This is a genomic window from Thermoplasma sp. (assembly GCF_008709555.1).
Classification (GTDB): domain Archaea; phylum Thermoplasmatota; class Thermoplasmata; order Thermoplasmatales; family Thermoplasmataceae; genus Thermoplasma.
On record NZ_VYIJ01000003.1, the window covers coordinates 17,055 to 36,104 of the forward strand.

At 46.4% G+C, this 19,050-nt stretch carries 20 protein-coding genes and 1 tRNA gene; 10 read left to right on the plus strand and 11 right to left on the minus strand.

The features are described 5' to 3' along the window. Positions 1-23: 23 nt before the first annotated feature. Together radA and F6Q11_RS01765 are read right to left on the minus strand one after the other, a co-directional pair. Positions 24-992, minus strand: a complete 969-nt coding sequence (radA, locus tag F6Q11_RS01760; protein ID WP_297025998.1) for a DNA repair and recombination protein RadA — start codon at positions 990-992, stop codon at positions 24-26. Continuing rightward, positions 992-2,008, minus strand: coding sequence for a type II glyceraldehyde-3-phosphate dehydrogenase (locus F6Q11_RS01765; RefSeq protein ID WP_297025999.1), 1,017 nt, complete (start codon positions 2,006-2,008; stop codon positions 992-994). Before F6Q11_RS01765 ends, radA begins: the two co-directional genes overlap by 1 nt. 155 nt (positions 2,009-2,163) lie before the next feature. Between F6Q11_RS01765 and F6Q11_RS01770 the strand changes: the two genes are divergently transcribed. The 6 genes from F6Q11_RS01770 to F6Q11_RS01795 all read left to right on the plus strand — a co-directional run bounded on the left by F6Q11_RS01770 (position 2,164) and on the right by F6Q11_RS01795 (position 8,387). Beyond that, the gene (locus tag F6Q11_RS01770; protein ID WP_297026000.1) at positions 2,164-5,598 is read left to right on the plus strand and encodes a hypothetical protein; all 3,435 of its coding nucleotides are present in this window, start codon (positions 2,164-2,166) and stop codon (positions 5,596-5,598) included. A gap of 44 nt (positions 5,599-5,642) precedes the next feature. After that, positions 5,643-6,188 carry a hypothetical protein gene (locus F6Q11_RS01775; protein ID WP_297026001.1) on the plus strand — a complete coding sequence of 182 codons (546 nt, stop codon included), beginning with the start codon at positions 5,643-5,645 and terminating at the stop codon, positions 6,186-6,188. Between the two features lie 12 nt (positions 6,189-6,200). Beyond that, complete coding sequence (locus tag F6Q11_RS01780; RefSeq protein ID WP_297026002.1) at positions 6,201-6,743, plus strand: UbiX family flavin prenyltransferase; 543 nt, start codon at positions 6,201-6,203, stop codon at positions 6,741-6,743. Then, entirely contained in the window at positions 6,712-7,182 is a 471-nt protein-coding gene (locus F6Q11_RS01785) for a Mut7-C RNAse domain-containing protein (RefSeq protein WP_297026003.1), read from the plus strand. Before F6Q11_RS01780 ends, F6Q11_RS01785 begins: the two co-directional genes overlap by 32 nt. Before the next feature lie 7 nt (positions 7,183-7,189). Next, complete coding sequence (locus tag F6Q11_RS01790; RefSeq protein WP_297026004.1) at positions 7,190-8,209, plus strand: mRNA surveillance protein pelota; 1,020 nt, start codon at positions 7,190-7,192, stop codon at positions 8,207-8,209. Positions 8,210-8,312: 103 nt separating this feature from the next. Next, positions 8,313-8,387 (plus strand) — tRNA-Glu (locus F6Q11_RS01795). Positions 8,388-8,582: 195 nt separating this feature from the next. Here the strand turns inward: F6Q11_RS01795 and glpK are convergent. Next, positions 8,583-10,124, minus strand: coding sequence for a glycerol kinase GlpK (gene glpK, locus F6Q11_RS01800; protein WP_297026111.1), 1,542 nt, complete (start codon positions 10,122-10,124; stop codon positions 8,583-8,585). Positions 10,125-10,262: 138 nt separating this feature from the next. Between glpK and F6Q11_RS01805 the strand changes: the two genes are divergently transcribed. Continuing rightward, entirely contained in the window at positions 10,263-11,342 is a 1,080-nt protein-coding gene (locus F6Q11_RS01805) for a DUF763 domain-containing protein (RefSeq protein ID WP_297026005.1), read from the plus strand. A 47-nt stretch (positions 11,343-11,389) separates the two neighbouring features. After that, positions 11,390-11,692, plus strand: coding sequence for a DUF2175 family protein (locus F6Q11_RS01810; protein WP_297026006.1), 303 nt, complete (start codon positions 11,390-11,392; stop codon positions 11,690-11,692). Here the strand turns inward: F6Q11_RS01810 and F6Q11_RS01815 are convergent. The 8 genes from F6Q11_RS01815 to F6Q11_RS01850 all read right to left on the minus strand — a co-directional run bounded on the left by F6Q11_RS01815 (position 11,687) and on the right by F6Q11_RS01850 (position 17,042). Further along, a complete protein-coding gene (locus F6Q11_RS01815; protein ID WP_010901503.1) occupies positions 11,687-11,854 on the minus strand; it encodes a 30S ribosomal protein S27ae in 168 nt (55 codons plus the stop codon). The two genes, F6Q11_RS01810 and F6Q11_RS01815, sit on opposite strands and share 6 nt — an antisense overlap. Positions 11,855-11,863: 9 nt before the next feature. Continuing rightward, positions 11,864-12,163, minus strand: a complete 300-nt coding sequence (locus tag F6Q11_RS01820; RefSeq protein ID WP_297026007.1) for a 30S ribosomal protein S24e — start codon at positions 12,161-12,163, stop codon at positions 11,864-11,866. Positions 12,164-12,174: 11 nt separating this feature from the next. Beyond that, positions 12,175-12,675 (minus strand): DUF359 domain-containing protein, encoded by a 501-nt coding sequence (locus tag F6Q11_RS01825; protein WP_297026008.1) that lies wholly within the window; start codon positions 12,673-12,675, stop codon positions 12,175-12,177. Continuing rightward, positions 12,653-12,847: a transcription elongation factor subunit Spt4 gene (spt4, locus tag F6Q11_RS01830; protein WP_297026009.1), complete on the minus strand. Its 195-nt coding sequence runs from the start codon at positions 12,845-12,847 to the stop codon at positions 12,653-12,655. The genes F6Q11_RS01825 and spt4 overlap by 23 nt, the downstream gene beginning before the upstream one ends. Then, the gene (locus F6Q11_RS01835) at positions 12,844-13,422 is read right to left on the minus strand and encodes a DNA-directed RNA polymerase (RefSeq protein ID WP_367119314.1); all 579 of its coding nucleotides are present in this window, start codon (positions 13,420-13,422) and stop codon (positions 12,844-12,846) included. Before F6Q11_RS01835 ends, spt4 begins: the two co-directional genes overlap by 4 nt. A 127-nt stretch (positions 13,423-13,549) precedes the next feature. Next, positions 13,550-14,647: a molecular chaperone DnaJ gene (gene dnaJ, locus F6Q11_RS01840; protein ID WP_297026011.1), complete on the minus strand. Its 1,098-nt coding sequence runs from the start codon at positions 14,645-14,647 to the stop codon at positions 13,550-13,552. A 16-nt stretch (positions 14,648-14,663) separates the two neighbouring features. Then, entirely contained in the window at positions 14,664-16,508 is a 1,845-nt protein-coding gene (gene dnaK, locus F6Q11_RS01845) for a molecular chaperone DnaK (RefSeq protein WP_297026012.1), read from the minus strand. A 6-nt stretch (positions 16,509-16,514) separates the two neighbouring features. Next, positions 16,515-17,042: a nucleotide exchange factor GrpE gene (locus F6Q11_RS01850; protein ID WP_297026013.1), complete on the minus strand. Its 528-nt coding sequence runs from the start codon at positions 17,040-17,042 to the stop codon at positions 16,515-16,517. 126 nt (positions 17,043-17,168) lie between these two features. On the opposite strand from F6Q11_RS01850, the gene F6Q11_RS01855 reads away from it, so the two are divergent. Beyond that, positions 17,169-18,401, plus strand: a complete 1,233-nt coding sequence (locus F6Q11_RS01855) for an MFS transporter (RefSeq protein WP_297026014.1) — start codon at positions 17,169-17,171, stop codon at positions 18,399-18,401. A gap of 193 nt (positions 18,402-18,594) precedes the next feature. Further along, positions 18,595-19,041 carry a YbhB/YbcL family Raf kinase inhibitor-like protein gene (locus tag F6Q11_RS01860; RefSeq protein WP_297026015.1) on the plus strand — a complete coding sequence of 149 codons (447 nt, stop codon included), beginning with the start codon at positions 18,595-18,597 and terminating at the stop codon, positions 19,039-19,041. Positions 19,042-19,050 lie beyond the last annotated feature (9 nt).

The window sequence follows — 19,050 nt, forward strand, 5'->3', positions numbered from 1 at the left end:
GCATCACAGTTCGGAGAGGTAGATCACGTCCCGTCGCTGACCCCATCCTCTCCTATCTGTATGACCGTCTCGCCCTCCGGGAGGTACGGAGAATCTATGAGTCTTGCTATTCTCTTCCCGCCCTTGCTCTTCCTCAGATAAATCCTGAAGGTTGCAGTGTGGCCGACGATATTGCCGCCTATTGGCGCCATCGGATCGCCAAAGAAGACGTCAGGCCTGGCCGAAACCTGGTTCGTTACGGCTATGACTGCATTGTATATGGTTCCGAATCTGAGCAGATCATGCATGTGCTTGTTCAGAAGCTGCTGCCTCTCCGCCAGCGACCCTCTTCCAACGTATTCGGATCTGAAGTGCGCTGTGAGCGAGTCCACGATCAGGAGCTTGATGTTGTACTCCTTGGCCGTATCCTGGGCCTTCTCAGCCAGCAGTATCTGATGGTGCGAGTTGTAGGCCCTTGCCACATGTATCCTCTTCAATGTCTCATCGGGATCGGCGCCTCTGCTCTTTGCCATCTGTATTATACGTTCTGGCCTGAAGGTATTCTCGGTGTCTATCATCATAACATCGCTGTCGAAGCCACCCTTCTCCTTTGGAAGAGTGCAGTTCACGGCCAGCTGGTGCATTATCTGTGTCTTTCCTGATCCAAACTCACCGAAGAATTCGGTTATTGCCTGTGTTTCAAGGCCTCCACCGAGAAGGTCGTCAAGATTCTTGCTACCTGTTGTGAGTTTCTGTATGCTCTTCCTCCTCTCGAGTATCTCCTCACCAGTCTCGAAATTTCCAATATCAGCGAATTTTCTTGCAGCGGCGATTATCTTTGCGGCGGCACCCTCGCCTATGCCAGTGACATCAGAAAGATCCTTTGGAGAAGCCACGGCGATGGCCATTATGTCATCATAGCCGTTTTCTCTCAGCTTCTCGGCCGTCGCCTCTCCTACTCCTGGAAGATCCTCTATGGTCTTCTTCTCCTTATTCTCCTCGTTACTTTCCATCAAAACACCCTCTTCTCTATCCTCAATTTGCCATCGGTCATTGATATGGACCTCTCCCTGTCAGCAGTATCGAACATGGATCTTATGGCATCAACATTCTCTGGAACCACGTCACTCTCCTGATGCACCGCCTGAATATAAGAGACATGGTTGCCATCAACTGACACGCTCTGGCTCCACACAGCTATCTCATACAGATCGGATCGGTCTCTCCCGAATTCACGGGCGAGATCCATCATCTGTCCGGTAGACGTTATTCCGCTGTTCTTTCCAACCTCCATTATCCGTCTGTATCCTCTCCATGCCTCAATTATATCGTTCTTTGAGGCTTTCTTTTCCAGCTCCACTCTAACCGCATGCACATGCATGAGGGTGGTCGGAGCCTTTATGGCCACGGTGCTTACATTCAGGCCAGCCATAACCGTCTTCAGGTCTGGAGCGTGATGGGACGGTATGGACAGGCTTGGTTCCACGGCGTTTATTGGGCCCTTTTTACTGTCATTGGGATCAGTCGCCCTCCGCACTATGGTGGCGTCAACAAACTTTATCCCGAATCTCTCTCTTATGGGGTGAAGGGTTCTGGCCAGTGCGGTGGTGTTGCAGGAGACTACTCTGACATAGTCCTTTGATCTTGCCTCCTCAAAGTTGGAATAGGCGTTGAAGCTGGCCTGTGCTATCTCTGGTTCTTCACCACCCTCAAATATGGCCTTTATCTTCCTATTGACGTACATTTCTTTGTTTTTCTCCCCCTGCCCCTCCGGAGTAGCGTCAACGACGATCTCTGAATCGTCGATCAGATTTTCGAAGGTACCTTCAACCTTTATTCCCGCATCCTGGAATGCCTTTTCAAAGGATTTATCTGGAACAAAAATCTTAAAATCCTTTGAGGCAACCATGCTTACATAGTCAGGCTTCGTCTTGACGATTCCCGTGACTATCATGTCATCCTGCAGAGATACCGCTCGAGCAACCCTTCTACCGATGGTACCATACCCATTAATAGCTACTCTGATCATTCGATTTTGTAAGTTATATGGTGATATAAATCTATCCATGTTCGCAGAGGGCTGTTTTGATTGAATTTTTCATAAATTAGGATACACGCGGGGTTTTGATTATCTGCCATTTACGGTAAAAATATAATTTTTATATGAGTTAAATTTATGGTCATATGAACAGAATTATAACTGTTATAATAATTGCAACAATCACCGTACCATCGATCATGATCATCAGCCATGGGCAGCCCTACTACAATTTTTCAGATCAGCCCCAGGGAACATTTCCCTCGAACACCACCAATTTTTCATTCAGCGTTCTCAACGCTGCAAGTGGAACAGACATAGGCATTAAGGACATCTATGGGCACGTAGGCCTCAACATATTTTCACTGGACCTGAATTCCAATGGTACCTATCTCAATATATCCTTTGACAGAAGGAACAGCGAATCTGTCTCGTTAGTTTTCAATTACTCGGAAAATGGCATAGGTGGAGCGGATGTGAACTATATGATAATGAGGGCAGGATCATCATCCATCGGCTTCAGTTTTTCTAACTCACAGAATCTGGCAGAATATTCGCCATATATGGTACATACAGGGATCACCGTGTCGGCAAACATCATTTACACTTTGAAGTTCACTTTCTTCCACAACCAGACCCTTGTCTTTCTTAACGCAAGCGGAAAAACCCTCAATATGCCACTGGTGTTCAATACATCCGTACCAGCCGGGAAGACAAGTTTACTGATAGGTTCGAATGCCGTTAATCTCACCATCTACAACATATCATTGAACGACTATCCTGTCAGCCTTGTGCAGCCCTCAGGGCTGTACAAAATTTATAAAACAGGCTTCTCGTATCATGATGGAAATTGCTACTATCCAGATTATGTGAGGAACTCGATCCTGGATATCAATGATTCAGGCGTGTATGTCTCAAACTATGTGAATATGAGTACGTACAGGATAATTACCTATGATTCACATTATCTTGCCTATTCGCCAAGCGGCACTGCGGTTTACATAGCTGAGACATACCATAATGAAACACATATCGTATCGGTAAATTTAACCAGCCTAACTGCAAGGTTTTCTGGAGTTATTCCGCTCAATCTCACAGGATGCGGTATGTATGCTTCTGGAAATGATGTATTCTTCTTCAACGATTCGGGCACGTATATATACTATCTGAAAAGCGGAGATGCACAGAGAATAGGAAATGGCGTCTTCGAATCGTACGATCAGGCAAGTGGCATTATAAAGATGTACAATGACACATCCAGACAATTCCTTGAATATTCTGTCAGCAATGGTTCGGTGTCAGCAGAAGCATTTTCGAATACGACGGAGCAGGTAACTGGCGTTTCGGACGGGATATCAAGCATCCTCTATAACGCACGGAGTGACGTTGGGGTCTACGGTGATCACCTTTTATATGGAAACTTTGTTGCCTCTGTTGGACTCTTCTATCAGAACAGCGACATCATAATTGGCAATATGAGCCTTCAAACAGGTTTGAATATCGAGTACGCTTCGGCTCACAACTCGAGCGAAATTCTGGTGGCCTCTGGAAACTCCATAGACATCATGTACAGTGGGATAAATATACCGATGAATGGAAGCATCTCGATGAAATACGATCATCTGTCATATATAAGGGGTTCATCGTGGATCAATTTTACAGTGAATTCCAGCTACCCATACTATGCCGTCATGCGAATCGGCAACATAACGGAAACCGAAGCAAACGGATCGCACTTCATGGTGAACAGCGTACTTCTTAGCAACGGTACCCAGAGCTTATCGCTTCATGTGAATAACTCTATGGGATATGAAGCAGAATACAGTGGAACGGTCTTTGTGGATAATTATGTTCCTCTGATAACGAGCACGGTGAACAACAATTCATATGTGCTATACGGTGAGAACATATCCATAGGCGTTGAAAACGATCCCATAATATCAGAATTGAAGGTATCTGTAGATGGCGTCGATCACATATATCCTGGAAACGCTACCGTAGTGATGAACAGAACCGGTATGAACTATGTCAACGTCTCGGCTATCGATGAATTTGGAATAATTTTCATCAAGGATCTACGATACGAGGTTTACAGGGATCAGAACTTCTCGGTGAATATATACAATGGTGAATACTTCAATACTTCGCACATACCGATCTCAATTTATCCTGAGGGTTATAATTTCACGGTTGTATCGGCAGGTAGAATAATATGTGGCACCGATCAGGTGGTACTTGATGGGCATGAGGGAATAAACAACGTGACGGTGTATCTGAACTACCATGGAGATAACATCACAGTATTCGCTGGGACGATATATGTGATGACATTTCCACCAACCATAATCATTAACCGCACTGAAAGCAAATATTATTCATTCCACGGGGACTCCAGAAACAACACCATGTATCTCAATGTATCGACAAATGTCTCCTCATACATATTCGTGCGTATCCTGATCGGTGATGAAGTAATCACATCAATGTCGTTTGTGGACAGAGCGTCCATGGTCTTCAACGGATCATCCCCATACTTCCATGTGAACGGCAACTACACGATATCAATAGAGGCCGTATCCCCCAGCGGAACGTTTTCATATCGGAACCTTTCAATATACGAGAACAGCACGGTTCCAGCTTCTCGCACCTATCATGTATTCACAAATTCTACATCTCTTCCTGTTCCTTTCAACACCAGTGGGCTTGTATACAACTTCAGCCTCAAGGATAATATTCTCACGCTCCCAGGCTACGGCAATTATACATTTGTATTCTACGAATATACATCGACAGGCAACTACGGAAGGATCATACTGGATACGGATGCTTCATTGGATCGCCCGCACATATATGCGATGTTCCGCAACATGACAATGGATGGAACAGCATGTCTGCAGATCAGGGTCTTTCCAATGAACCTGACGGATATCGGGATCAGGATCGATAACTCATCCTACGAGACGAATAACGGCAGCCTCATTTACAGGATAAGATCTGATGGAAATCTTTCCGTGGTGGTTTATGGTAAGAATATCTATGGAAATGAAAACTATTCTGTCTACGAACTTCAAGAATACCCCCACCCGGAGATCACGTCCATGGGCATTATTCATCATGTCTCTCTCTTGAAAACGCTGTTACATCTTCGTCTTACGGGATATCATCTCATCGGAGCAGGTATAACATGGTATATAAATGGAAGACAATACACGGATATCTACAATGTGAGCATGTCGAATCGGCCCGGCTTGAATGTGGTAGTTGTGAAGGTGTCTATCGGCAACCTGACCAAGGAGGCTCAGTTTAAATTTTACTCGCCATCCTATGCCATGTTTTCCCTTGCTGGTGCCGCAGTCGTATATCCTGCTTACATCGCGTCCAGAAACAGGGACCTTGATAGCTTGAAGGAATTGATAACAGGTTCTGATGGATCATCGGTGAGGGATCTGTTGAAGACTGCGAGGAAGAAAAGGTTCACAAGGAAACAGGTTATGAGAGCGATCGATGAAGCAAAGGCAGCGAAGGTTATAACGGTAGAAACCGATCCGAACGGTAATGAATTCATAGTTGGAAGGCAATGATCCTGCGGATAAATATTTAAACAATATTTTCATTCTCGTCCTGAATGAGATTCAAACTGATCACAGCTGTTATCCTGTCGCTTGCCCTACTTTCTCTGCCAGCGGTATCCATGGCCAGTACTCCCACGCTTCCTCCACCACCGTCATCGCTCCCATCAATAACATATTACTATGGATCGACACATTACAGCATAACACAGGCAGAGTGGAACTCTTTCTTCAGCGATGTTATAGATAACAGATCGCTTGTATCTTACAACTGGACAAACGTATCAACCCAGGATCTCATCGTCTTTGATTTGAGCTACACCGGTCTCAATCCGTATGGTCTGGAACTGGTCGTTGCCCTTTCGGATATAGGCTTCCCTAGCGTTCAGAACATGACAAAGGCCTTCATCTCAATAGAGAACAAGCCCTCACAGATCTCAGGATACACAAACATCCAGGCGCTCGATGCAGGTGCATATCCAGGATTCTCATTCTCCAAACCAGTGGTTAACCATACGGGCGAATACATAGGCATCGGTGTCATCATTGTGCTGTTTGCCTCCATATTCATGCTCTACTATGTTTTTAATAGGAGGAAATAATCAGAAGAAACGATGAGAATAGTCGTTGGCATATCCGGTGCATCCGGGATTCCATATGCCGTCAAATTTCTTGAAAACCTCAGAGATCAGGAAACATACCTGGTCATATCCGATGCTGCGAAGAAGGTAATAGAGTATGAATCGGATGAGACGGTCGATCACATAAGATCAATGGCCACGCATCACTATGAAGATGACGACTTCTCAGCCCCCATCAGTTCAGGAAGTTTCCTCTTCGATTCTATGGTAATAATCCCATGCTCCATAACAACTATTTCGAAGATCGCTGCCGGAATATCTGACACGCTCATAACGAGAGCCGCGGCGGTATCGCTCAAAGAGAGGAGAAAGCTCATAGTGGTTCCGCGTGAGATGCCTCTGAGCACCATAGATCTCAGGAATATGACGTATCTTTCGGAAAGCGGAGTCATAGTTGCACCTGCCTCACCCGGCTTTTATACCAGGCCAAAGTCCGTCGATGATATGGTATCGTTCGTTGTGTCAAGGATCCTCGATCTAGTCGGTGTTGAAAACGACCTCATCAAGAGATGGTGAAATAAGATTAACGGTTGATCAGATGCTTGGAAAGCTCGCCAGGTGGATACGCCTGATGGGATACGACGTATACTATCCATCCGGGGCGATACAGGATGACGAAATAATAGAGAGGAGCAGATCCGAGGGCAGGATAATAATAACCAGGGATTACGGGATGTACCAGAAGTACCCCATGTCCATATTTGAGCCATACGACAGCATAGACGATCAGCTGAAGGACTTCATAACACATTTTTCATCTGAGATGAATGAAAGGTTTATGAGATGCCCAGTATGCAATGGAAAGCTTGTAAGGCTGAGATCGAAGATACCTGAATATCTGAGGAACCACAGAGACATATATATCTGCACCGAATGCCACAAGATATACTGGAAAGGCAGCCATTACAGGAGGATATACCGGAAGATAGAGAACCTGAAGCCGAAAGGGGACTGAATCTGATATGAGGATACTGGAGGAAGATCTAAGAAACAGCACCTACAGAATACGCGTTGAGAGCCTGGACGATCTCTGGTACCTGAGGAATATACTCTCTGAGGGAGATACGGTTTCTGCGGTGACGTTGAGACGTGTCGAGGAATCGGCAGACGTGCAGAGGTCCAGGGAACGTGAAAGGATCCCAATAACCATAAAACTGAGGGTGGAGAAGATCGAATTTCAGGATTTCGATAACAGGTTGCGCATACTCGGAACTGTTATTGAGGGCCCTGAGGATACCAGGGGAAAACACCAGTCCATAACGGTCACGGTTGACAGCGAGATCTCCATCACTAAGATATGGCAAGAAGAGCATATCCGTATGCTGAAGGAGGCGACGGACGAAAGATTTGTTACAATATACACCGCTGTGGCTATGGATGAGGATGAAGCACAGGTATTCCTGATACACCCGTACGGCGTACAGCAGATAGGTACGGTCTTCTCGGGCAGATCAGGGAAGTACGCTGAAAGCAATTACTCAGAGACCTCATATTTTGAGCAGATAATCAACGTGGTGAAGAACTACCAAAGCAGAATCATTGTCCTTGGTCCAGGATTTGCGAGGGACAGGTTTGCAACGTACTGCAAGCAGAAAGGACTATCCATCATCGGAAGTTTCCCGGCAAACCGTACGGATTCAGGCGCGGTGTATGAGTTCATAACATCTGCGGATGTGGAGAAATTGCTGAGTGAAGAGAGGATAGCTAGAGATAAGGAGGTAGTGGATGAATTTCTGATCGCCCTCAGGAAGGACATGGCCGTCTACGGAAGGGATCAGACCACAAGTGCCCTTGAAAACGGTGCGCTCTCGGATCTGATAATCACGGATGAGGTGTTCAGGACAGATGAAGGTCGGAAGCTTCTAGGCACAGCTGAGTCCGTTGGTACAAAGATCCATATAGTCAGTGTGAGCAACGATCCAGGTCAGATGGTGAAGAAGTTTGGTGGTTTTGCCGGTATTCTTAGGTACAGGCCTCAGTGACTATTATCCTATAGATGATGCCATAAAATTGTCATTATGATATTTTATGTGAAAATCCGTGTTCTGAAAAATTAAATATACTCCTTCTAAATTCAGTCTTGTCGCTCCGGTGGTGTAGTCCGGACAAGCATATCGGCCTTTCGAGCCGACGACCTGGGTCCAAATCCCGGCCGGAGCATATAATTTATTTAATTCGCATCATGCGCACTGGTACATCTTTTCTGGAGATCATTTCCCAATGATGCTAGTTATGTCATAATTCTTTTCCAAGCGCAGTCCTGATGTCCGGATCTTTCCCTATGCGATCAAAATTATGATTATTGGGATCTGATTCCTTAAGTCATGTGATAAGGAAATCCGCCACGAGATCAGGCTAAGGCCGCCAGGCCATGGATCTCCTCACAGCCTCCTTCCAGCCCATATATTTTAATTCCCTCTCCTCACTGGATATTGTTGGCCGGTATATCTTTCCCAACCGCCAGAGTTCGCGTATCTCCTGCCTGCTCTCCCACAGTCCTGAAACAAATCCTGAAAGATAGGCCGTTCCGAGGACGGTGGTTTCCGTTATCTCCGGTACGTTCACCTCGGCACCGGAGATGTCTGCCTGGAACTGCATCAAGAAATCGCTTTTTGAGCCGCCTCCATCGCATCTTATTTTTGTGATCCTCTTTCCTGTCTCCTCCTCCATGGCTCTGATCACGTCCGTTGTCATGTAAACCTCAGATTCCAGTACGGATCTGGCGATATGATCGGAAGTTGCCCTCTCCGTTAGGCCAATGAAGAGACCTCTTGCATCCTGATCCCAGTAGGGTGAACCCAATCCTGAGAATGCAGGGACAAAGTAAACTCCTTCATTGCTCTTCAACCTGGTTGCAGCCTCCTCTATCTCCCTCTCTGATCTGAAGAGACGCAGGCCGTTCTGAAGCCATCTGAGAGCAGATCCAGAAGCAAGTATACTGCCCTCAAGCGCGTAATTCATTTCATCATCAGAAAGGGAATAGAAGATCGTCCTGAGAAGCGATCTGGACGATTTCGGTATCTCTGTTCCAGCATTGGCGAGGACGAAGGTTCCCGTTCCATAGGTTGCCTTGACATCACCTGGTTCAAAGCAGCCCTGACCGAAGAGTGCTGACTGCTGATCCCCTAGATCAGAGGTTATGGGTATTTCATATCCTCCGAACATGGTTGCAGCATTGTCTGATATGTATCCATATCCATCCATGGATCCGGATGAAATAACTTCGGGAAGCGATGACTCAGCTATTCCACCAAACAGATCTAGGAGATCTGGATTCCACCTTAATCTGGATATATCGTATAGCATGGTCCTTGAGGCATTGCTATGATCGGTGACAAACTTACCTTTTTCCAAGGTTGCTGTATCCCTTCTTGATGTCAGGTTCCATATGATCCATGAGTCCACGGTTCCGAACGCAGCTTCCCCATTTAACATCCTGGATCTGAGGCCTTCGACGTTTTCCAAAAGCCACTGTATCTTGGAAGCTGAAAAGTACGCATCCGGTCTTAGCCCAGTGGATTTCATTATGATGTCCACGAAGTCTTCATCTATGGCCCTGATTCTTGAAGATGTTCGCTTATCCTGCCATACTATGGCATTGTAAAGTGGTCTCCCGGTTAGCCGGTCCCACACAACAAGTGTCTCCCTCTGGTTCGTGATCCCAGCTGAGGCTATTTCCCGCAAATCTATTTTACAGTTCTCCGTGGCCTCTTTAAGTGTTGATCTCACGTTTTGCCAGATATCCATCGGATCCTGTTCAACCCAGCCTGGAGCTGGAAAGTACTTCTTGTTCGTCCTATAAGCGAAGGAAACAATGCGCCCGTCACGATCCACGACCGCGGATCTTGTACCAGTTGTACCCGCATCGATTGCTATGACATACCTTTTTTCCGGAATGAGATGAAAAGATGACCAGAATACTTAAATTTTGTTTCCAATGGGCCATTCCAATTCTACGGAGGATCCTGCATCTATGGGTGATGAACATGGCGATCAAAATAGTTTATTATGAATTCTGCATGGCATCATGGTCATATGGAAAGGCGAGGTATTTCGACACTACCGCTGCATTACGGGCATCCACCAGAATACCTTTTCAGGAGAGCCATAAAGTTATCAGGCATCATGGCAGAAATAATAATGGATACGTACGGGCAGGATGAGCTGATCCGGCGCCTGGCGGATCCATTCTGGTTTCATTCCCTATCCCTTGTAACGGGCTTTGACTGGAATTCAAGCGGAACAACCGTATTCACTCTCTCAGCGCTCAAAGAATACCTTTCAGGCAAAGACCTTGGCGTAATGGTCTGCGGAGGAAAAGCCGGCGCGATGGCTCAAATGAAGGACGATCTGTTGCAATCTGAGGAATCAGGCGTCATCGGTGAAAATGAAGTACAGAAGGTGTATGAAAATGCGCGTAGGATAGCGAAGATAGATAATTCTCTGCTTCAGGACGGATACGATCTGTATATGCAGTTTGTTGTGGTCTCGTCCCGCGGCAGACATGCGGTGATACAGCAGGGCATGAACAGCGAGGAAAGAATGGCGCGTAGATATCACTGGTTGATAGGGGATGATCGCGTGGATATCGAAGGCAGATACGGATTGTCTAGTGAGAGAACGAGCAATAACGTTCTTGATCTTTCGGCGGTAGATAGCAGGGAAAACAGATACGGGATGCTTGCTTCGGTCAGGGAGGGTGAGATATGGCGCTTCAGAAGCGGATTACAGAGCACCTTGGATAACTTTTCTATGCCGTTCCTCGATCTGAGCGACAGAGTTAACTGGCAAAAGCTCAGGGATCTCTATGAATACGGCGTAGATGATTTCGAGAAAATATACATGGAAAAGGGAATCGGCAGGAGCACTCTGAGGGCGCTCTCCTATATTGCCGAGGTCATATATGGATCAAAGGCCTCCTTCAAGGATCCGGTTAAGTTCTCCTTTGCACTGGGCGGTAAGGATGGCATCCCGAAACCCGTGAACACGTACGATTACGATCGTGCCATAGAGTTCTTTTCTGATCTACTAAAGGAGAAGGAACTGAATATACGGGAAAGGGAAAACATAGCCAGATCGCTCTCCCGTCTCAGCCAGATGAGGACTAATTTTTAAACATGATGGAAAAGAAATGGTTAAATTTTGTAAGGTAATGTCTGCGTATGGCAGAGTTCAAATGCTATATTTGCAACAGTACTGTGAAGACCGGAGAGAAGTTCACATTCACGAAGAAAGGATCGGTTCATTATGACTGCTATGTGTCATCAAAGCGCCAGCAGATAGGGCCGGAAAAAACCGAGGAGTTTAGGACGCTTGCCTCGCTTCTTGACTACAGCCTTCAGGGACTCCTTAACGCAATGAGCATACAGACAGAAAAGGAGGAAGCTGCAGAAGCAAAAAGGCAGAGCATACAGGCTTATGAGAAACTAGCTGGAGATCTAACAAAAAAGATAGAGGAATTATGATTTACTCTTCTTTGCCTTTTTGAACTCAGTGTATCCGCATCTCCCGCATGAATAACGGTCAGCGTGTTCTGCAAGGAAGACACCAGGGCCGCATCTCGGGCAGAAGCGGTGCTTTCTTACAAGCTTTCCGTCCGCTATTTCATATAGTTCTCTTTTCTGCATCAGAACCCCTCATTTTGCCTCTTTCTGCTTCAGCCCGTTCCTTATGAGCTCGTAGTCAGGTTCGTAGAGCATGGCACTCGGTTTATCCATGTATATCTTTGTATACCCTTCTATCTCGTGCTTACCGGTCAGCTGCTTGTTGCTGTCAACGATGACAAGCTCCTTATCCACGCCCTCGTGTTTTGCTATTAGTTCCCTTATCTCTTCCCTTGACGGAGTCCTGCTGTTGTCAAATTTCAGCGTATACTTTATCTCCTTCCTCTTCAGGATAGGATTATCCCTCTTTTCCCTAATTATCAGATCAACCATACCATTCACCTTCAAGCAATGGCCATCTCGCTGAGAACCTCGCAGACATGGCATTTCAGATCGAAGTCCACAGTCAGAATGGCCATACCGACATCGGGTATGCCATAGGCAATGACCGTATCCAGATCGGCATAATAAATTATCGGAAGGACTGCAAGATCCTCTTCACCAACGACCTCAATCCTCGTCTTTTCATTTCCGATGAGGGCTGATCGTATTGCCCTGACGAGATCGAATGATATTGTACCAGGATCGTTCCTTATGACTATGCTTCCGTCTTCATGGGAAAATGTGAGATCGCCGCGCTTTGTCCTTAGATCTACGATCTCAAGCTGGACCTGCGCGTTAACCTTTCTGAGATTGTAGGCAGTCACGTCTCCAACTGCAGCCACGATGCTGTTCTTGGATAATTCCCTCACATCCTCTGGTTCAACTATCCTGCCGTTTCTGCCCTTTATCTTCTGTCTGGCAGCCTCCGTAACTATGAATTTACTGCCTGACCTTGATAGCATACATACCAGGCTCTGTTATCCCGGTTCTCTTTGCTATGGCCGATAGATCAGGTTCAGTAATGAGAAGGAATCCAAACCACTCGGTTGTCGTCTTCTCATCGCCGTGCACCGGGCATGTCTTCTCTGGTGTCAGCCTTTTGCATTTCTTGCAAGCCCTGTACTGCACCTTCATTGCGACGCCTCCTTTGCCAGCCAGTCTAGCTTTCCGAGACCAACCTGCTTCATTGTGAAGCCAATTTTGCTGTCCGCTATTGATGATGACGCAAGATTCATGGCCACTATCCTTACTCGTACGCGGTCTCCAACCTTGAGATCGCGTTTCGTCTCCTTTCCTATGAACCTTTTGTTTTCGAGATCTATATCTATACGGTCGTCCATTATCTGACTTATGTGGAGTAGGCCTTCAAAGGAGGAGAACTTTATGAAAGCACCGAACTTCTGAACACTTACAACTTCACCATCCACTATCTCCTGCATCTCGGGATAATAGACCAGTGCTCTGTACCTCACTTCTTGATAAACTCCACCATCGCCATGGACTATCGTGCCCTCACCGATCGACTCCGTTTCCAGAACCGAGATGACCAAGTATTTCCCCTCATTTTGGGAGGTCTTTTCATTTATAACATCAACAAGCCGGCCCTCCAGAGATCTTTTGGTCACTTCCCTCACTGCAACATCATAATCCTCACCAAGCATCTCCGGTGGAACTCTGGCAATATATCTGTCTTCAACCAACATGTACACGATTATCCCTCACAATATTCATATTTATGAATGAAGATGCAACATTCCTTACAACTATCAAAGCTTCAGAGATATAACTAACATAATAATTAATTTTGTCCTCAGTATTATTTTTCATAAACGGCATTCAGTGGAACCAGGATCTGTGGTTCTCTTTGATATCGAATATCTCCCTGATGAGATCCTTCTGTTTCTGCGTCAATCTCTTTGGAACCTCAACGTTTATGCGCACCAGGAGATCACCGTTTCCATGCCCATTCAGGTGGGGCATGCCTGCACCCTTTATCCTGAGAACATCTCCAGGTTGAGTCCCCTCTGGTATCTTTAGGCTGTATTTTTCCTTGAACAGGCCAACCTCTATGGTATCGCCAAGTGCGGCTTGAGCGAAGTTGACCTTCTGTTCGATCATAAGATCGTCATTGATCCTCTGTACGTTTCTGTCATTCCTGACCCTGAGCACCACATACAGGTCTCCAGTACGGCCGTTGTACGATTGCCCCTTCCCCTGAACCCTCAACCTTAGATTGTCTGTTGCTCCCTTTGGAATCTTGACCGATATATCTTCGTTTACAACGACGGTTCCTGTTCCGTTGCATCTTGGGCATTTTTCTTCCGGAATCCTGCCCTTGCCGCCGCATGTCTGGCATGTTGTGACCGTAACCATCCTGAAAAAGCCCTGGCCACGTACGATCCTTTGCTGCCCTGTTCCGTTGCATGTTGGACATGTTATCAGCTTGCCACCCTTGGCCCCTGTTCCGTTGCACTCAGGGCACATGGCGTTTCTCCTGTACTTGATTCTCTTCTCTGTGCCATAGTAGGCGTCTTCGAGCGTTATGTCAAGATTCGTATATAGATCCAGATCGTACTGTTCTTCCCTCTGCCCCCTTCCAAAACCTGAAAAGAAATCGGAGGCAAAGTTGCCGCCGAATATGTCGTTGAATATATCGTTCAAATCGCTGTAATGAGTGAAATTGTCCCAGTTGAAGTTCTGACCGCCTGGTCCGAAATCCACGGTACCCGTCTGATCATACATCCTCCTCTTTTGAGGATCAGACAGTACCTCGTATGCCTCACTGATCTCCTTGAATTTCTCTTCTGCCTCCTGCTTGTTATCTGGATGAAGATCTGGGTGCCACTTTTTAGCCAGTTCTCTGAAAGCCTTCTTTATCTCCTCATCCGTGGCGTTTCTGTCGACACCCAGTATCTTGTAGTAGTCCTTTGCCATCTTATCGTGCTTCTAATTAGCTTTTCTCCTTGTATTCTGCATCAACAGTCTTCCCGTCAGATGATCCGGAATTCTGGTCGGTCGATGTCTGAGCGTTCTGTTGGGTATTTGCAGAGGCCTGCTGGTACATCTTTGCACCGACCTCCTGTATGTCCTTTGAAAGCTTGTCCATGAGCGTCTTTACGTTATCTGTGTTTTTCTCCTCTATGGCCTTCCTCAGATCCTTGACTTCGCCCGTTATCCTTTCCTTCGTTTCCTTGTCTATCTTGTCTCCCGCATCGTTTAGGGTCTTCTCAACGCTGTATGCTAGAGATTCTGCATTGTTCAGCAGCTCTATCTGTTCCTTTGCCTTCCTGTCCTGCTCTGCGTACTGCTCTGCCTCCTTCTTCATCCTTTCGATTTCTTCCTTGGAGAGCTTAGTGGAGGCTGTGATGGTTATACCCTGTTTTTTACCGGTTGCTTTGTCAACCGCAGTAACGTTCAGTATGCCATTGGAGTCTATATCGAATGTAACCTCTATCTGCGGCACGCCTCTTGGAGCCGGTGCTATGCCCGTAAGGTTGAACATACCAAGTGAAACATTGTCCTTTGCCAGCGGCCTTTCACCCTGCACAACGTGTATCGTCACCGTTGTCTGCATATCCTCAGCAGTTGTGAATATCTGGCTTTTTCTCACAGGTATGGTCGTGTTTGCAGGAATTATCGGCGTGGCAATGCCTCCCAGAGTTTCAACACTCAGCGTCAGCGGTGTTACGTCCAGCAGGACGATGTCCTTTATTTCACCTTTCAGAACCGCACCTTGTATCGCGGCTCCTATTGCAACGGCCTCCATGGGATCGACGCCGCCCTCTGCCTTTATGCCCAGATAGTCCTCGACGTATTTCCTCACATATGGTATCCTCGTCGGGCCACCAACGAACAGGAGCTTCGTTATCTCGTTCTTCTTCAGCTTTGCACCCTCAAGGGCCTTATCTATGGGGCCTTTCACCCTCTCCACTATGGGTGATATGAGCTCTTCGAGCTTTGCCCTGGTCAGCGTCATCTTTATGTGCTTTGGACCGCTGTTTGTGACAGTTATATATGGCAGATCAATGTCTGTCGATAGGGTGGTTGAAAGTTCTATCTTTGCCTTCTCTGCGGCGTCTCTGAGCCTTATATAGGCAGATCGATCCTTTCTCAGATCGATACCCTCCTTCTTCTGGAAGTCGTCAGCAATATAGTTGACGATAGCCTCATCCATGTCTGTTCCACCCAGCTGGGTATCGCCGGATGTTGACATGACCTGAAAGACACCGTCCCCGAAGTCCATGATGGTTACATCGAGGGTACCTCCTCCTAGGTCGAAGACAAGGATCTTCTCAGACTTCCCTGTCTTGTCCACGCCGTACGCGAGAGCTGCGGCCGTGGGTTCATTTATTATCCTCTTCACATCGAAGCCGGCTATCGTCCCCGCATCCTTGGTTGCCTGCCTCTGGTTATCGTTGAAATACGCAGGCACCGTTATAACTGCCTCATTCACGGGTTCGCCAAGAAAGGCCTCTGCATCCTTCTTTATCTTCTGAAGGATGAAGGCGGATATCTGCTGAGGCGTGAATTCCTTGTCGAACACCTTGAACTTGTAATCTGTGCCCATCTTTCTCTTAGCTGCAAATATTGTGCCTTCGGGGTTTAGAAGAGCCTGTCTCCTGGCAGGTTCACCCACAAGCATCTGTCCGTCCTTCGTGAATGCAACATAACTGGGGAATGCCTTACCACCAATGGATACACCCTCTGAGCTTGGAATAACCGTGGGCTTCCCCGAAATAACCACAGCAGCAGCAGAGTTGCTTGTACCCAGATCAATACCTATTATCTTCGACATTCATCATCACCTTTTGACAACGATCACCTTTGAAGTGCGGAGCACACCATCATTCAGGGTATACCCCTTCTGAACCTCATATTTGACCATGCCGTCCTCACCATCGGCCGTGACTCCGACAACCTCGTGCAGGTACGGATCGAACTTGCTTCCTTCAGCTTTGATCGGTTTCAGGCCATATCTGGAGAGCACGCCTAGCATCTGATCCCTGATCCTTATCAGGTTGTTATCCTTTTCTGCCTGTATCGCAGCGTCTATTGAGTCAAGAACTGGCAGAAAATCCTTCAGCAGTTTCTCGTTGGCGTTCTTCCTGGAGATCTCAACCTCGCGGTCCTTGATCTTTATGAAGTTCTCCACCTCGGCCTTTTCACGTAGGTATGCATCGGTAAGCTTTGCTATCCTGTCAAGGGCCTCCGAATATTTCTTCTGAGCATCATTGTACATCTCTTTATAAACCATGCTGTTTCTTTCCATGCTTCGCTGCATCTCAATTCTCACTGGAGTCTTTGCATATTCCGATGGTGTTGGCTGCATCTATCAGGTATATTTGTTCTTCTATATAAACATAGTTGGAATACTGATCTCAATGGTCACTGATTTACATGTATCATATTCATGGTGCAAGAGGTTAAGAGATAGAAAGTAATCAGCCTATAGATTATGGCATATTCCTATGGTTTTAAATCCCTGGATAGGAGAGTTCTCTATCTGGGCATTTCAAGGTTCATCCGCGCCTCCGGAAGGGTATCCGCCTTCATATTCCTGCCGCTAATATTCATTTCAATCTACCACATATCGTTCCTCTTAACGGGCCTGATCCTCGGGTCATCAGCCATAGTCATGGCCATAGTGCAATATTATTCAGGAAGATGGACGGATAGAATAGGCAGGAGGGCCTTCCTGATAATAATTCCCATACCCGCAAGCATATTCTATTTCTTCATGTTCGTAGCGGTTTTCTACCATCTCAGTTTCATATATCTGATACTCCCATGGTATGGCACCATAATATTGAATTCGCTTCAGTATCCAGCCATTGAGGCGGCGGTGGCAGATATAACAAGCCTGAGTGAAAGGCTGTCCGGGTACACACTGATCAGGATATTGGCAAACCTCGGTGCTGCGATAGGACCCCTTATAGGCGGTCTGCTAAGCTCGATCAACTTTTCGTATATATTCATTCTCGCCTCCATTCTCACCATAGCGGAGCTGCTCATACTCTACTTCAACGTTAAGGAAACGTACGTGACAGGAAGCATCAGAAAGGAGCAGATCAAGCTGCGGATATTCAAATCCGACAAATTCTTCTTCCTTTTTACTATTGTAGGCGTTATTCTCGGCTTCACGCTGAGGCAGAATGGACCAACAATGACCGTTTATGCCTTCGATCTGAAGGCCCTGCCACTCATCGATATCGGTCTGATATATTCAGTGAACGGAATAGCTGTCATTGCCTTGCAGATGCCCATACTGAGGTTGATGTCATCTAGGATGAATGCCGTTTTCTGGAGGGGCATAGGTACGATCTACTATGCGGCCGGATTCATGGTCCTTGCTCTCAACGGAACTTTCACGTATTTCCTGATCGCAATGCTTATATTCACGGTGGGGGAGGACTTCATGGCTCCGACAACGCAGACAATTATCACAACTCTTGCACCACCTGAAAAAAAGGGCACATATATAGGATCCTACAATCTCCTTACAAGCTTTGGAAGATTCTTCGGAACAATATTCGGCCTTTATTTCCTCTATCTTTTAAGAACATCCACGCTCACCTTCTGGTCATCGATAGCGGCGGCCACCATAGTTACAGCCATTGCATATATATTCATGGGCAACAGCTTCGTCAGGAGAGTCTCGCCGGTCACAGGATCGACCAACAGGGCATGAATCGTAAAGGCAGAACAAGAAAATTCAGAATCCTGCGTGAAGGATGTTAATTAGCCAGGATCATCCAATCATATATTTATTTCATTTAGCAATATGAACATGTATTGCAGGAAGCAATTGCAAAGAATAATATAATAATGACGCAATTGCTAATAGGCAAATACGAGTGAATGGTTAAAAAGGGGTTGATGAAATGGAGATCAAGGTGGAAGGATTTAGGAATGGTTCTCAGATTCCGGTTGAATATACCTGTGATGGAGAAGACAGAATGCCCAAGATAATGGTGGAGGGAACACCCGCGGGTGCTAAAGGTCTGGCCCTTGTGGTGGATGATCCAGATGCCCCGTCTGGTCTTTTCACTCACTGCATTATTTACAACATACCGGCGTCCGTTAAGGTGATAGACGATTCCATTCTGAAGCATAATGGTGTCATGAGCGGAATAAATGACTTTGGAAACAGGGGTTATGGTGGTCCATGCCCGCCGCCAGGAAAGCCTCACAGATATTATTTCAAAATACTGGCGCTGGACAGAACTCTAGATAAGGCTGGGATGAAGCGCAGGGATTTTGATGGCGCTGTCAAGGGGCATATAATAGAGCAGGCTGAATATATGGGTACCTATTTAAGGAAGCATTGATTTATTATA